Below are 15,715 nucleotides of genomic sequence, written 5' to 3'. Positions count from 1 at the left end.
TAGACAGTATATAGCTTTAGAGCCTACGCCAGCATGAATAATGTCCATTACACCTGGGTGCACTATAAAACAAACCCAGTGTTATAGGTATAAATGCCGTAAAGCTTCAAAAGTAAGCAGCACGCAAGAAAAATTGATACCAGTCGCATACGGCATAATAGCTGCATTTTTTTTGGTTTAGGATTAACGATACTTGATAAAAGGCAAGGTAGGAGAAGGTAGGGTGACAGCAATAGATATCTAGGCTGTATTTTTGATATGGCACCCTACTGTTTGATGACTGGTCAGTAGCTTGTTAAAGATGCCACCATAAAGCGACTAATAGACTTCTCAATGATACCTGTCGATTTTATTGCTTCGTTTAGTGGACTCGTTTAATTTATTAATAATGCGATAATCGCGCCAATCATGACAAGCAGGGCGCCGATAGTCACAATCGTCAGTGTTTTTTGTTTGCTTTGTAGCTCTTTGACCGTGGTTTCAAGCTCGCGGTTTTTGATGGTTAAGGTGTTGATTTGCGTTTGTTGCTCTTTGATACGCAGTTTGTAGCTTTCCTTTTTTTCTGCCATCTCCGCTTCAGTGGGCTTAGATTTGTCTTTACTGCCTTTGAACTTTTTCACCAGTCCTTGGATGAGGCTGCCTAGACCCAATTGCATGATAAATTGCTTGACCAACTGTACTTGCACTGACTCCCCGCGCATTTGTAGCTTTTCAGTGCTTTCGCTATCGTGAGTGGTGATGGCGTTGATGACTTGGATACTGTAGGCATTGATGATGACATCAGGCTCACTCCGGCCTATCGGGAGTTGCGCGTCTAATAATACGCCTTTGGTACTAAAGGTGGCAAAAACTTCTACATGGGGGAGGTACAAGCGCAGCGCGACGACAGTACCTTGCTTGGCTAAAGGATAAGCTGCTTTACGTAATTCAGGATCTAGGCGTAACAGTAAGGTCAATGCTGACTCGATGAACACCAAAAAGATATTGAGAAAAGAGTGAGATAACGTAGAACGCTTCATGTAGATAATCCGTGGTTATTTTAGTAACGTGTCGTAAAATGAGGATTTGATCAATAAAAAACAACTTAAAAATCAAGATACACCCAAAATATGCGATTATATTTTGCTTATAGTAACGTCTTTATAATAAAAAGTAACGTAAGTTTCTGACTCTTGGTAACCTTTGTGTCAAGTGTATTGATAAGTCGATAATTTTTGTGCTATTTTCGTTTGGCTGCCTGTTGTCTTAGAGCCAGTAGTGGCTTGTTGATGACTCATTAGTATTTTTAAGCTAAGGATAGGTTCAAATACTATAGTGAGAGCAATTTACTGGACAAAACACTGGGTAGTCAAGCTGTCTAAGGTAAAGTAGTGAGTTGATAAAAAATTGCAGGGGTTTTGCGTAACATTGAGTGTCAAATACGTAGTAAGCGGCACAAAAATATGTAAAATCGCTTGCGCTCCTTATGCGGCCTTGATATAAAGACGATAACAAAGCGAAACCTGTTAATACGCAAGTCAGGTAGTTTTTATTGCTTAAGTGCTATGAGAGCGTTACAATACCTGGCGTGAGCGTGTATTATCCCCATTAAACTTGAAGGAAATTTTATGAATAAGTCAGAATTGATTGATAGCATCGCAGAAAAAAGTGGTCTGAACAAAACCCAAGCTGGCGATGCACTAAACGCTGTTATGGAAAGTGTTGGTGAAGCTTTAGAAGCTGGCGACAGCATCTCTTTGGTTGGTTTTGGTACTTTTAGCGTAAAAGACCGCAAAGCACGTACTGGCCGTAACCCTAAGACTGGTGAAGAGCTAAACATCCCAGCAAGCAAAGTACCAAGCTTTAAAGCTGGTAAAAACTTAAAAGAGCGCTTAAACTAAGTCTTTGTTAAGATAGTATTTCTTTTAAGACTATATAAAGTATAGACCACTATAAAACTACGGCCACCTATTAGGCAGAGACTAAAATTGGATACAAGATACGTATAAATGCAGTGTCTGTAGGCCGTAAAAAGATAGAAGGTTGCTCATGGATTTGCTTATTATTTAAGCCATGAGCCAAATAGCAAAAAGCACCTAATATTTAGGTGCTTTTTTTATTGCGATAGTTTGTATCAGACATCATGAATATTTTGAGTCTGTCTTAAAAATCACGTATCATAGGGCGCGCTGTAGATGCATTGTCTAAATCAAGATTGATTGATCTCTCTTGGTTTTGCACCAAAACTCACACGCCCTTACTCATACCATTGCTGGCTTAGATAGCATCGTTACCACAGCGTCGATAGGCATAATATTACAATGGTTTTTCATCAACATAGGTTAATAAAGCAGAGATAACTATGGATAAATTGCGCGATTTTTTAAAAAGCTGGCCAGGTCGCATTTTATTGATTTTATGCCTGTCACCGCTTGCGCTATTGGGTGTCGAAAGCTACTTTGGCGGTAGTGTCGACCCAAACCAAGTCGCTCAGGTGGGTGAGGCAAGTGTGGGGCTGTCTGAGTATCAAGCTGCGGTAAATAACCGTCGTACCGAAATCTTAGAGCAAGTTGATGATGCCAGCCTCTTAAATGAGGATGTGCTACACGAGCAGGTGCTAAAAGGCCTTATAGATCGCACATTGTTAGAGCAGCAGGCAGGTAAGCTTGGGATGACGGTCTCTGATGACACCATCAACCGTTTGCTGCGTCAAGAAGAAGTATTTAAAGATGCTGACGGCAATTTTTCTAATGAGCAGTTTGCAAACTTTTTGCGCAATCGCGGTATGACAAAAAACCAGCTGTTTGCTGAGTTTCGCAATCAGTTAAGCCTCGATCAGCTCAATGCCAGTATCGTCGGTACTGCGATTTATCCGATGCAAGCGGTCAGTCAATTGATTGATTTGCAAATGGAGTCGCGCAATATCTGGCTCCATCGGTTTAATTGGCAAGACTATGCCGATCAAGTCGAAGTCAGCAAAAGCGATATTCAGGCTTATTATGATGCCAATAAAGACACACTAAAAAGTGCCGCGATGGTGGATTTGGCTTATATTCAACTAGACCCGCAAGCCATTCAGGTTGATGAGGTCACTGAAGCGGATCTACAGCAGCAGTATGAAGCGTATAAGCAAAGCCAAGCGGTGGCAGACGAGCGTAGAATCAGCCAAATACTCCTCACAGGTGACAACGCCAAGGCGCGTGCTGAAAAAATTCAGGCACGTTTAGACAAAGGTGAGTCGTTTGCCGCGCTTGCCAAAGCCGAGTCCGATGATCCGTCAGGAGAGAACGGCGGCGATATCGGTCGTCTGAATACCTCGGTGTTTGGTAGCGATGCTGCTGCGGTCGAAAAAGCGCTTGAGGGCCTAAGTATTGGGGATGTCACCGCACCCATCAAAACCAGCTTTGGCTATCAGATATTTACAGTGACCGAAGATAATGGTAGCAAGGTGCCAAGTCTGGAGAGCATGCGCGATGAGCTAACGGCGAAAGCAAAAGAGTACAAGCGTCAAGAGATTTATGCCGATAAAGTCACGGCTATTAATGATTTGGCGGCTGATGGTTTTAGTATCGAAGATATTGCTCAGCAAGAAAACGTCCCACTAAAACGCATCAAAGACTACCGTAAAGAAAATAACCAATCGGTCCTGTCACAGCCAGCTGTGCTCAAACAAGCCTTTGATGAATTTACCATTCAAGATCAGGCAGTAACCGCAGGTATCGAAGTAGGTAACAGCAAGGTGTGGATACAACCGAGCAATTATCGCCCTACTAAAACCTTGTCTTTGTCAGCGGCGACGCCAAAAATTACGCAGATACTACGTCGCCAAAAAGCCACAGCATTGGCCCTAAAAGAAGCCAAAGCCATCGCTGCTAGTATCAAAACGCCAGCAGATATCAGCAAGCAGCCTGTAACGCTGAAAGCGCTCGGTCAGATCAATCGTCAAACGACACAATTGACCGAAAAAGAGCGTGGTATGGCCTTTAGCCAGCAAGCTGATGATAACGCTGTGGTAGCCATCGCAGGCGAGACGGAAGTGGGTGCCAGCTTGTTGGTCGGTGACCGCATCAAAACGGAGCAGCAATCACCATTATCTGATGTGCAAAGAGCACAAACGGCGGCTATTATTCGTGATAATTTAGGCCAAGATCAACTGCAAGATTACTTAGAGTATCTGCGGATGGTGTATCAGGTTGAGATTAACGACACCAACATGGCCAACGCGCAAGGTCGTTAAATACAAATCGTTAAATATCGATAATTGAGTCATCTTAAATGGCTTAAATGACGATAACCGCTCGCACATAAAGACGTAAAAAAGCCACTGTATCAAAGACAGTGGCTTTTTTTAATCTGTAATTTAGCAATCAAAACCGACCCGCCTCATGCGCGCCGGCTCAGTTACAAAAGACTAGTGGCGGAAATGACGCATACCTGTGAACACCATGGCGATACCATGCTCATTGGCCGCTGCGATGGTTTCGTCATCGCGCATCGAGCCACCCGGCTGAATGATAGCAGAGATGCCGACATCCGCTGCATTATCGATGCCATCACGGAATGGGAAGAAGGCATCTGAGGCCATAACCGCGCCTTCGGTGGCAAGTCCTGCGTGTTCAGCTTTGATGGCGGCGATACGGGCTGAGTTGACACGGCTCATTTGACCGGCACCAACACCGATGGTGCGCTGAGCTTTGGCATAGACAATGGCGTTTGATTTGACATATTTTGCGACGTTCCAGCTAAATAGCAAGTCTGCAATCTGCGCCTCTGTTGGTTGTACATCGGTGACAATTTTTAGATCATTGGCAGTGATTAAGCCAAGGTCTTGTTCTTGTACGAGTAGGCCACCATTGACGCGCTTATAATCAAGCTGAGCGTCGCGTTGGTCTGGTGCTGGCAGCTCGCCGCATACCAAGACGCGGACGTTTTTCTTGCTGGCTGTGATATCGAGGACGCCTTCTTCGATACTTGGTGCGATGATGACTTCGACGAACTGATTATCAATGATGGCTTTAGCCGCGGCTAGCGTCAAGGGACGGTTAAAGGCAATGATGCCACCAAAAGAAGACTCAGGGTCGGTACTAAAGGCCGTTTGGTATGCAGCAACTTGGTCTTGATCCACAGCCACGCCGCAAGGGTTGGCGTGTTTAACGATCACACAAGCAGGCGCGCTAAAGGCTTTGACACACTCCAGTGCGGCATCTGTATCGGCGATGTTATTATACGACAGCGCTTTGCCTTGCAACTGTGTGGCGGTTGCGATAGAGGCTTGCTGGCTCTTTAATGGGTGGTTTTCGACATAAAAAGCGGCGTTTTGATGCGGGTTTTCACCATAACGTAAGTCTTGTGCTTTTTCGAGCTGCACGTTAAAGGTGCGTGGGAAGTTTTCTGGCTCCTGCGTGGCGCTGAGGCGGCTGCCCAAGAAGTTAGCAATCATACCGTCATACTGTGCGGTATGCTCAAAAGCTTTGACCGCTAAGTCATAACGCAGCGCCGAAGTCAGCTCAGTGCTGTCACCGAGAGCGGTAAGGACGCGCTCATAGTCAGCAGGGTCCGTGACGATACCGACATGGGCATGGTTTTTTGCTGCTGCCCGTACCATAGTAGGGCCGCCGATATCGATGTTTTCGATAGCATCAGCCATGGTCACATCGGCGCGCGCGATGGTTTGCGCAAATGGATATAAGTTTACTACCACCAGATCAATACGCTCGATTTGATGGTCACTCATGACGCCATCATCAGTCCCGCGGCGACCTAAGATACCGCCATGGATTTTAGGATGTAGTGTCTTGACGCGGCCGTCCATCATCTCAGGAAAGCCAGTATAGTCTGAGACCTCGGTTACAGCGACGTTATTTTCGGTGAGTAGCCGATACGTACCGCCAGTAGATAACAAACCAAAGCCTGCCTTGATGAGACCTTGAGCAAATTCAACGATATTGGATTTATCAGAGACTGATAATAAGGCGAGTGGGGTTGTACTCATAAAAAAACTTCCATAAAAAAAGCCCGACATCAACGTCTGGCAAGATGATAACGACAATGGTGGCAGATAACCTCAAAAAAACTGAGATCATCACCGCTCAATTGCCCTGCATAATGATTGTCAATCAAAATAGATAGGCGCATATAGCTGATGCTACATTAAGTCATAAGTTTTGAGTTTTTTGCGTAGTGTACCGCGATTTAGCCCGAGGATTTGGGCGCATTTGGTTTGATTGCCGCGCGTTTGTTCGAGGACGACCGACAGTAGCGGTTCTTCAACTTGTCTTAAAATCAGCTCGTATAAGTCGGTTGGCACCTCATCACCTAACAAGGCAAAGTACTGGCGCACCACACGCTCAACATGTACACGCAGTGGCTCATGAGCAGTGTCGGTATGGGGTTTGGAGTAGTCGGCAGGATGCTCAGAGCTGGTAGCAAAATGGTGGGCATTATGCTGTGCATGAGGTGCCATAAGATAAAGTCCTTGGGTTAGAGAAAATCAAACCATCAGATATCAGGGTATTATATCAAATTAATGGCCTTTGGCGCTGATAGATTCGAGGTTATATCCGATACCCAGTTATCAAGTACCCAGTTATCAAATACATGACCATCAAGTCGCTCAATGAAGCGTTATTTTTCGTAGTATCTGTCAGCGTAGCTAAAACATACCTTAACCATTTGATAAACACAGGCCTTAATACAAAGGCGTTATCTGAACGTCGCGAATCTGAGTATTGGCCACAGGGATGGTAAACAATAACTGCTGCTGACTATTGGCGGCGAGTTGTTTTTGCTTGCTTAATAAGTAATCTGCTGGCGCTGCGATAAACTCACCAATTATAGTATCTTTGCCGTACACACTGACCTTTACGCTCGGATAGAGCTGCGCTTTGGTGCTTTGATTATAAAGGGCGGCGCTGACATCGCTAAACGCGCCTGTGGTGTTAATACGGCTTTTTTGGTGAGTAATTTGACTAATGCTCAATGCTGTTAGGTCCGCACTAGGCAAGCTACAAACGGCAACAGAGCAGATGCGGTGTAGGCGCTCGGCGTGGGCAGGGTCTTTGACCAAGGTGTCTATATTAAAGATGACATATTGCGCCAATAAGAGCAGCGCCAATACCAAGCAACCAAGGGTCCATAGTAATGATGCCACTGAGCGCCGCGCAGGCGTTGGTGAAAACCTTGCTTGCGCCTCTTTTACACGAGCGTTTTGGCTTTTTTCTTCGTCACTAAACGGAACGCCCATTTTTTGTAAGATTTGTGATAGGTCGGTGTTATCTGGTGTTTTGTGTGTGTTTTGGCTTTCTTCTTTCAACAACGCCTCAAGCCAAGCATTGTCCGCATTGTCATCGACATTGGCATGAATATCATTGGCGGCGGCAGAGCTTAGCGCTGCTTGTGCCGATGAGTCCGGGCTTATCTGCGCTGCAGATGACTGCTGGTTTGAGGTATGGTTGCGATGACTCGCCTGTGTCAGCCATGCATCCATACTGTCGAGCGAATCGTACTCTAATAAGTCGGTTTCTGACTCCCCTATATCCATGTCATCATGAATCAGCTCATCGTGGATGAGGTCGTCATCAATCAGATCATCATGAATCAAATCGTCGTGAATAAGCTCATTGTGAGCCGCGGCTTTGTTTGATGTAGAAGTGGCGGTATCGGTCGCAGCGTGAGGGCTGGGGGCAGTGTCGGCGGTGACGATGAGGTGCTGATTGACTAAGAAGCTCTGATGACACTGCTCGCAGTTGACAGTGGCGTTTACTTTGTTCAATTGGGTTTGTTTTACTTTAAAGCAAGCGTGACAATGGGGGCACTGAGTTTTTATGGGCGTGGTCATAGGGTCGAGTCCAAAAAAGTATGGTGATCAATACCGCTTTTCCACTCACCAACAGCTGCCTATGGGGTATATACTACGCATTAACAAAATATCTCATGTATGAATCATGGGCAAGGACAGAGTGGCGTCAAACACATAACATTTGACTGCCCTCTATCGTAACAGATGTAATTAAATGTTGCTAGCCTGTAAATGTACCAGATAATCGTTGCCAGTGCTGGTCTTCTTGGTCAGTAAAAGCATGTTTAGGATCCATAGCAAAGTAAGGCTGATAGGCGGCGACGACGTCGTCGGTTTGCGATTCAATCAAGCCTGCCAGTACGATACGGCTGCTGGGTTTGACCAATGTAGCAAAATACGGGGCTAAGCCGATCAGGGGTTTTGCCAAAATATTGGCGACCAGTACTTCGACTGGCACAACTTCATGCTCAGCACAGTATTCATTAAATGCTTCCGGCAAAAATGCTTGCAGACGATCACCAACTTGGTTGCGCTCTGCATTTTGATTGGTGGCCAGCACTGCTTGTGGATCGATATCGACAGCGTAGACTTTTCGTGCGCCTAGCAGTAAGGCGGCGATGCCCAAAATACCTGAGCCGCAGCCATAGTCAATCACTACCTTGTCTGTTAGGTCTTGCTCTGTGAGCCAGTCGAGGCATAAACGCGTGGTGGCATGATAGCCAGTACCAAACGCCAAACCTGGGTCCATAATGATGTTGGTCGCTTCAGGTCTCGGCGGCGTAAGCCAGTTGGGCACAATCCAAAGATCGTTGGCGCATTCTATCGGCTGGTAGTTGCTCATCCATTCGCGTTCCCAGTCTTTATCGTCGACAGCGGTCAGCCAAATGCGGCTGGCTTGTACTTGTGCGGCGATTTTGTGGCTTAGCTGCTCGACGGCCTGCCGACTGCCGTCATCAGTGCTCGCATCAAAGAGCCCAGTCAAAATAACCTCGTCCCAAAGTGGCGACTCACCAGGCAACGGCTCAAACAAAGGTTGATCGCCTGCGTCATCGAGCGCGATTGAGAGCGCGCCTGCTTCTAATAGCAGCGCTTCGGCCAAATCAACGTTTGCCTTTTCGCATTGTAAATGTAGTTGTTGCCATGCCATAACGATACCTTTAAATAGAAGAAAAAAGTGAGAAAAATAAATACGTATTTTAACAAGAAACAGTAGTGAAAAAGCAGCTCATGTATTGCTACGATGGCTACTTGATATACATTGAGATAGGTGGCCTTGACCTCATTCGCGATATTTTACGCGTGTGCTTTTAGCTGCTGGGGTCATACGTTGGCGCCAGATTAACGCAGTGCTCGTTTTGCTTCGTTAATCACTCGCCCATTGCCCTGAGCTTGCCCTGATTGCAGGATGACTTGCCATAGCGCACGTCTACGACTGGCGTCTTGCGACACGCTAAGGCCGCGGCGCGCCATGGCTTCTGCTTTACGTGGTTGGTTCTTTTTTAGTGCAACTTGTGACAGATAAAAATAGACGGCAGAGGATCTGGGTGCCAAGCGCTGGGCGCGGGTAAAACTGTTTTCGGCATTGGTCAGGCTGCCAGCTTTGAGCTGACTGATACCCGCTTGCATCAGATTGCGAAATGCAGGCAGGTCGCTGTTATTGCTGGTGGTACTCTGGCTGCGTTGTTGTGAGTTTTTTCTAGCGCGCTCTAGCAGCTCATTGTGTGAGGGTGCTGCAGGCTCAGAGATCATATAGTCTTCACGAGAAGGCGTGAGAATGACCACATCTGGCTGACTGACGATGGGATCTTGACTGGGTAGGTGGGTCTGCGGCGTATCTTTTGTCAGTGGGTTTGCTGACTCAGAAGAGCCGTCATTTGGGTAAGCACCAGCGCTGCCTGTGCCGTCTTGTTTGACAATAGGGGCTTGTGTCACCGGATAGGTCGTGTCATGTCGCGCGGGGTTGGCGGTGCCTGATGCCCCTGATGGCGTCTGTTTAGCTGAAGTGTGCGCACCAGCAGGCGTGCTGGGTACCGTTTGACAAGCGCTCAAACTCAGCATACCTATCACAGCGCCAGAAAAAACCAAACGGCGAGTGGACTTGACGGTACTCAATGTGGTTTTTGCAGAGGTTGGCATCAGACGATGGTTACCTAAGACAGTGTGTTTGATCAATGACAGCATAGAGAGCCCCTTTATAAATTACCAAAATATTAAAACCATTCAACAGCGCGGTCATACCATGTATCTGCACGACTTTGTGCATCACTGCTGTCAGCTTGATCCTCATCATTATTAGAATCGACCGCTTCGCCATTTGGAATCTCCAAACCTTCGCGGCGACGTTGTTGATTGATGACGCCTTGCTGGCTTTGCCATTGCAGCTGCTCACGCGCTCGCTCTTGCTGGTATAATCCAAGGGCACAGGCACTGGCTTCTTTTGGTAGGTGCGCGGATAAGACAGGCAAATAGCGTGCATCGGCACAGCGCTCATCAGAGAGTTTGCCTGAGTTGTTTTCTAGCCAGAGCCACTCGATGCCTTCAGGCTCCGGTAGCGCCACGGGCGTCAGTTTCAGGCGTTTCATGTAGTCAATCCAAACGGGTAGGGCGCCAGTACCACCGCTCAAGCCGATAGGTTTGTTGTCATCACGGCCAACCCATACCACGCTGACATAGTTGCCACTATAGCCGGCAAACCAGGCATCGCGATAGTTGTTGGTCGTACCTGTCTTGCCCGCCAGATTTAAATGACTACCCAGCGACTGGGCGCGTCTGGCCGTACCGTTTGACACCACTTGTTGTAAGGCGTAATTGGTCAAAAAGTTGGTCTCAGGCGGGATGCTGCGCTGCGTGTTTAGCCCCGTACGCTGCAAAATCCGGCCACGATTGTCGATCACCGTACGAATACTATGAATGGGCGTACGAAAGCCGCCGGTGGCAAAGACTTGATAAACACCAAGCATATCCATGGGGCTTAGATTGACAGAGCCCAATAATGCTGAAGGGTAAGGCGGGATTTTTTCTTGTACACCCAGACGACGCAACTGTTTGGCAAAAGTGTCGACACCAAACTCCATGCCCAAACGTACCGTGCTTTGGTTATAAGACTTGGCAAGAGCAGTGGTCAAGGGGACATAGCCATGATCACGGTTTGAGTAGTTTTTGGGGCTCCACTTGGTGCCATCGCCTAGGGTGATGGTAATCGGCGAATCATCTACTGGACTTGCCAAGTTATAGCGGCCACTTTCGAGCGCGGTCATATAAATGACTGGCTTTAATAAAGAGCCGACTTGACGTTTGGCATCGACTGCACGGTTAAAGCCTGTAAACTCACTGCCACTGCCCACCACAGAGACCAGCTCGCCTGTTTCAGGGTTGGCACTAACCAGAGCGCCTTGCAGATCTTTGGTTTTACTACTATTACGGCGCAGCTCGCTCAGTTTTTTGTCGACCGCTTTGTCAGCGGCCAACTGAGCAATAGGGTCTAAGGTACTGATGATGATCAGACCTTCGTTTTTGAGATCATCAGCATAATAAACAGTATTTAGCTCACGCTTGACGATATCTAAAAAGTCAGGGAATTGGCTTTTGCCTTCAACTGGCTTATCCACCACGCCCAGCGGCTGCTCCAAAGCTTTTTCGTAGTCTTCTTGGCTCAAAGTACCCATCGCCAGCATGTTGTTTAGCACGACGTCACGGCGCGCTTTTGAGTCGTTTGGATGACGGCGCGGATTATAGATACTAGGGCCTTTTGCCATACCGACCAGCATGGCTTGCTGATCTATACGTAGCTCTTTTAGGGGTTTGTCAAAATAAAACTGTGATGCCAATCCAAAGCCGTTAATAGAGCGGTTGCCGTTTTGACCCAAATAAATCTCGTTAAGATACGTCTGCAAAATCTCATCTTTGCTGTAGTGTAGCTCCAACAAAACCGCCATCAACGCTTCGTTGGCCTTACGTTTGAGCGTGCGATCTGAGTTGAGATAAAAGTTTTTGATAAGCTGCTGGGTGATGGTCGAGCCGCCTTGCATCGAGCCGCCAGAGAAGTTATTGAGCACGGCGCGCGCGATACCGCGTATCGAGACCCCTTTATGCTCATAAAACGCCCGATCTTCGGTGGCAATCAGCGCATCAATCAATGGCTGCGGCACTTCATCTAACGACACCACCAAGCGATCTTCGTTGCTGTCTGGATAGATACCGCCGATATTTACTGGCTCCAAACGAATGATGCCACTTTTGGCCGGCAGTGTGCTTTGAATAGACGCAACCTTATTGCCTGAGATGGTCATCTTAATGACTTGCTCGGCGTCTTTGTCATTGGCACTGTAGGTAAAGCCGCGCGTGTGAATAAAATAAGTATTGCCCGAGCGGTGATAAGTCCCTGTGCGATCATAGGATTTGTTACTTTGATAATTGAGCAGCTCAAGCCAGGTCTTCATCGTTTCGCGATCGACATTTGCCCCTTGATATAGCTCAAGCGGCTGCGAGTAGACTTTGGCCGGAATATCCCAGCGCTTACCCTCAAATTTATGAGTAATAGTGCGATCAAGTTTGATCAAATAGAGCGCCAACAACACCATGCCTGCGATGATAACAAGTAAAATCAGACTACTAAAGACGATACCACGCTGCTGTGAAGGCAGCGTGCCGATAGCAGGTCTAGAAGACTGAGGCAGAGTGAGAGTGGATCGCTTAAAATTGGATTTTTGCACTGATGTCGCACCGTTTTGGGATAAAAAAACTGCCTCATAATGACGCAAATTGACAACTTTTTCAATCTATCATCGTCAACGACAGTATTCATGGGTATTTAGCGGTCAGTAGTTACCGCTGCTTGAGGGAGTTGCTTATAGTATAATCGATAGTCAAACTGCACAGTGATTCTAAGTTGATAGATTCTAAGCTAATAGACACTAAGCTGATACAGGTCATACCCTCGTCACCAGCAGAATTTTACGGGCAGTCTAAAGAGCATGTCAGCTGCTGACACACGATAGCAGTTTGTCTAGGCGACCATGATGTAATTTTTATGAATCCGCGGCAGCGTGGCCTACTTATTTACAATGCAGACATGACCTAGTCAGTTTATGTAACGCAAATTTAAAGCAAATAAGGTTCGAGCAAACCTGTCTAAAGCAAATAAGGGCGATTATGTCTAGTGTTCCATCACAAACGGCATCTACCAGTCAACGCTATGAAGATAGCTCTATCACCGAAGGTTTGGTGTTGCCTCTTGCAGGCCATTGTTTTCACTGCGGAGACCCTGTGCCTGAGCCGCCATTTTATACTGAGATATTGGGGCAATCGCGTGAAATGTGCTGTATGGGGTGTCAGCTTGCCTCTGAGAGCATCGTAGAGGCTGGGCTTGAGCAGTATTATTTGGACCGCTCAGAGATCAACCGCACCGCCAGCCTACCTACGCAGCTGACGCGTCTTGAAGCCTATGATCATGAAGAGATCAAATCACAATTTGTCTACGCACAAGACGGTATGTCGGTGGCTGAGCTGTCGGTCAACAACCTGCGCTGCGCCGCCTGTACTTGGCTGATTGAGTCGCGCTTAGATGAGCTAGAGGGCATTAGCAAATGCCAAGTCAACTTGACCAACCAGCGCATGCGTGTGATCTGGGATGAAAGCCGCCTACCGATCAGCCGTATTTTGGCAGTCATCAACGAGATCGGCTACGAAGCCAAGCCATACCGTCAAGACACTCACGAGGCGATGCTGGCACGTCATAATAATCAAATGCTCCTGCGCTTGGGTATTGCAGCGCTGGGCTCGATGCAAGCGATGATGTATGCCGTTGCGATTTACTTTGGAGAATACAGCGATATGCTGATATTTCAGCGTGATTTTTTGCGCTGGGTGTCATTGTTTGTCAGTACGCCGGTTTTCTTTTATGCAGGTATTCCGTTTTTTACCTCGGCATGGTCTGCGGTTCGCGCACGTCAGGTGAATATGGATGTGCCCGTCAGTATCGCACTGGTTGTCACTTTTTTTGCCAGTCTGTATGCCACCATCACTGGGCAAGGTGAGACATACTATGATTCGGTCAGTATGTTTATTTTCTTTTTATTGGCGGGGCGTTATATCGAGCATAATGCTCGCCTAAAAGCGGCGACCATGGCCAATGACTTGGTGGTGGTTGAGCCGGTATTGGTACAAAAAATTGCTGAAAACAAGGATGCCGCTGCACAGATATTACAGCATTTTGAGCAAAGCCCCTCGATACAAGATGGCGCGAAAAACCCCTCGAGTGCTGCTAAACTTGGTGACGCGAGCATAGCAGCGGCCCAAAAAGACACAGGCGGCGCATCAGACGCCATCGCGGACTTTACCCAAAGTATGGATAGCAGTCTGCAGCAGCTGACAGTGCGCATCGCGCAAGCGTGGCAAGCACAGCGCGCAAACGCTGCATACGATACAGAAGACAAGCAGATGGTCACCGCGCATAGCTTGCAAGTGGGCGATATTATTTTGGTAGAGGCAGGCTCTGAGATCATCAGTGATGGGATATTGCTCAGTCAGACAGCCACCGTCTCGCAGAGTTTGTTGACCGGTGAGGGCGATTTGATTCTCAAAACGCAAGGCGACTATATCGTCGGCGGCGCACAAAACGACAGTCAGCCGTTTGAGATGTTGATTACCGCCTTGCCAAAAGACAGCCAAATCGGCTTGATCGATAGACTGATGAACCGCGCCATGAGCGAAAAACCCAAGCTTGCTCAGCAGGCAGATAAGCTGGCACGCTGGTTTGTGGCGCGTATCTTAGTACTGTCGGTATTGGTGTTTGTCGGCTGGTATATCGTCGATCCTAGCCAAGCGATTTGGGCAACGGTCGCGGTGTTAGTGGCGACTTGTCCTTGCGCGCTATCTTTGGCCACGCCTATTGCCTTGACGGTTTCGACCAACCGTTTGGCAAGCTATGGGTTTTTGACCACGCGTGGACATACGCTACAGACGCTTGCAGAGATTACTCATGTGGCGTTTGATAAAACAGGTACCCTAACGTACGGCAAGCCTAACTTATTAAATATTGAGCTGATGACTCTGTTGCCAGACAGGGCGCAAGCAGGGCAGACGCGCGCTGAGCAAAAAGACAAAATGCTGGCGATAGCCGCCGCCTTAGAAGTCGGTAGCCGTCACCCGATTGCCCATGCGCTGTTGACCGCAGCGTATCAGTTGCATCTGCCTACCACTCAGTTGTTGCAGTACTATCCTGCAGGCGGCGTCGAGGCGGTGATTGATGATGTACGCTATCGTATTGGCCATGTGGATTTTGCCTTAGACAGTACAGATCATGGGCGACATATTGACTTGGTGGCTGAGCGCGCAAGCTCGGCGGTGGTGTTGTCTTGTCAGCAAAGTGCGGGCGCGTCATGGCAAGCGTTGGCCTGCTTTTATTTTAATGACAAAGTGCGTGATAGTGCCAAGCCGATGCTCGATGCGTTAAAGGATTTGGGTATCGAATCCGTCATGCTGACAGGCGACCCAAGCCCGCAAGCGCTGCGTATGGCTGAGAGTTTGGACATGCAGGCCGCCTACAATGGTTTGTCGCCGACAGATAAGGTCGATCATATCCAAAGCCTACAGGCACAAGGGGCGGTGGTGCTGATGGTCGGAGATGGCATCAATGATGCGCCAGTGCTTGCTGCTGCCGATGTGTCAACCTCGATAGCAGGCGCGGCAGACTTAGCACAGGTATCAAGTGATAGTATTGTTTTGGACGGTCAAATCGAAGCCATTACCGCAGCCAAGCGTATCGCTGATAAAACCGAACGCATCATCAAACAAAACTTTCGCTGGGCAATTATTTATAATGGCAGTGTACTGATACCAGCGGCGCTCGGTTATGTACCGCCATGGTTAGCGGCCATTGGCATGTCGCTTAGCTCTTTGTTTGTGGTGTTAAACGCCCTGCGGCTAAAACGCGCGTAG

At 47.7% G+C, this 15,715-nt stretch carries 10 protein-coding genes; 3 read left to right on the top strand and 7 right to left on the bottom strand.

The genetic code is table 11. From position 1 onward, the window contains the following. Positions 1-374: 374 nt before the first annotated feature. Positions 375-1,019 carry a hypothetical protein gene (locus JFC05_RS11400; RefSeq protein ID WP_198336965.1) on the bottom strand — a complete coding sequence of 215 codons (645 nt, stop codon included), beginning with the start codon at positions 1,017-1,019 and terminating at the stop codon, positions 375-377. Positions 1,020-1,607: 588 nt separating this feature from the next. Here JFC05_RS11400 and JFC05_RS11395 point away from each other — a divergent pair. Both JFC05_RS11395 and JFC05_RS11390 read left to right on the top strand, forming a co-directional pair. Then, positions 1,608-1,880, top strand: a complete 273-nt coding sequence (locus tag JFC05_RS11395; protein ID WP_075100718.1) for an HU family DNA-binding protein — start codon at positions 1,608-1,610, stop codon at positions 1,878-1,880. Between the two features lie 461 nt (positions 1,881-2,341). Further along, on the top strand, positions 2,342-4,216 hold the full coding sequence (locus tag JFC05_RS11390) for a SurA N-terminal domain-containing protein (RefSeq protein ID WP_198336964.1): 1,875 nt from the start codon (positions 2,342-2,344) through the stop codon (positions 4,214-4,216). Between the two features lie 174 nt (positions 4,217-4,390). On the opposite strand, the gene purH is transcribed toward JFC05_RS11390, so the two are convergent. The 6 genes from purH to mrcB form a co-directional block, all read right to left on the bottom strand. Further along, entirely contained in the window at positions 4,391-5,971 is a 1,581-nt protein-coding gene (gene purH, locus JFC05_RS11385; protein ID WP_198336963.1) for a bifunctional phosphoribosylaminoimidazolecarboxamide formyltransferase/IMP cyclohydrolase, read from the bottom strand. 153 nt (positions 5,972-6,124) lie between these two features. Further along, the gene (gene fis / locus JFC05_RS11380; protein ID WP_198336962.1) at positions 6,125-6,442 is read right to left on the bottom strand and encodes a DNA-binding transcriptional regulator Fis; all 318 of its coding nucleotides are present in this window, start codon (positions 6,440-6,442) and stop codon (positions 6,125-6,127) included. A 225-nt stretch (positions 6,443-6,667) separates the two neighbouring features. Then, entirely contained in the window at positions 6,668-7,816 is a 1,149-nt protein-coding gene (locus tag JFC05_RS11375) for a DUF3426 domain-containing protein (protein WP_198336961.1), read from the bottom strand. A 181-nt stretch (positions 7,817-7,997) separates the two neighbouring features. Next, the gene (gene prmA, locus JFC05_RS11370) at positions 7,998-8,924 is read right to left on the bottom strand and encodes a 50S ribosomal protein L11 methyltransferase (RefSeq protein ID WP_198336960.1); all 927 of its coding nucleotides are present in this window, start codon (positions 8,922-8,924) and stop codon (positions 7,998-8,000) included. 191 nt (positions 8,925-9,115) lie between these two features. Then, positions 9,116-9,958 (bottom strand): tetratricopeptide repeat protein, encoded by an 843-nt coding sequence (locus JFC05_RS12810; RefSeq protein WP_227697538.1) that lies wholly within the window; start codon positions 9,956-9,958, stop codon positions 9,116-9,118. A 29-nt stretch (positions 9,959-9,987) separates the two neighbouring features. Further along, positions 9,988-12,489 (bottom strand): penicillin-binding protein 1B, encoded by a 2,502-nt coding sequence (gene mrcB, locus JFC05_RS11360; RefSeq protein ID WP_198336959.1) that lies wholly within the window; start codon positions 12,487-12,489, stop codon positions 9,988-9,990. Between the two features lie 439 nt (positions 12,490-12,928). Between mrcB and JFC05_RS11355 the strand changes: the two genes are divergently transcribed. Further along, positions 12,929-15,715 carry a heavy metal translocating P-type ATPase gene (locus tag JFC05_RS11355; RefSeq protein ID WP_198336958.1) on the top strand — a complete coding sequence of 929 codons (2,787 nt, stop codon included), beginning with the start codon at positions 12,929-12,931 and terminating at the stop codon, positions 15,713-15,715.

It is taken from the genome of Psychrobacter celer (genome assembly GCF_016107555.1).
GTDB classification, from domain to species: Bacteria; Pseudomonadota; Gammaproteobacteria; order Pseudomonadales; family Moraxellaceae; genus Psychrobacter; species Psychrobacter celer.
This window is presented reverse-complemented; position numbering and strand designations above follow the sequence as displayed.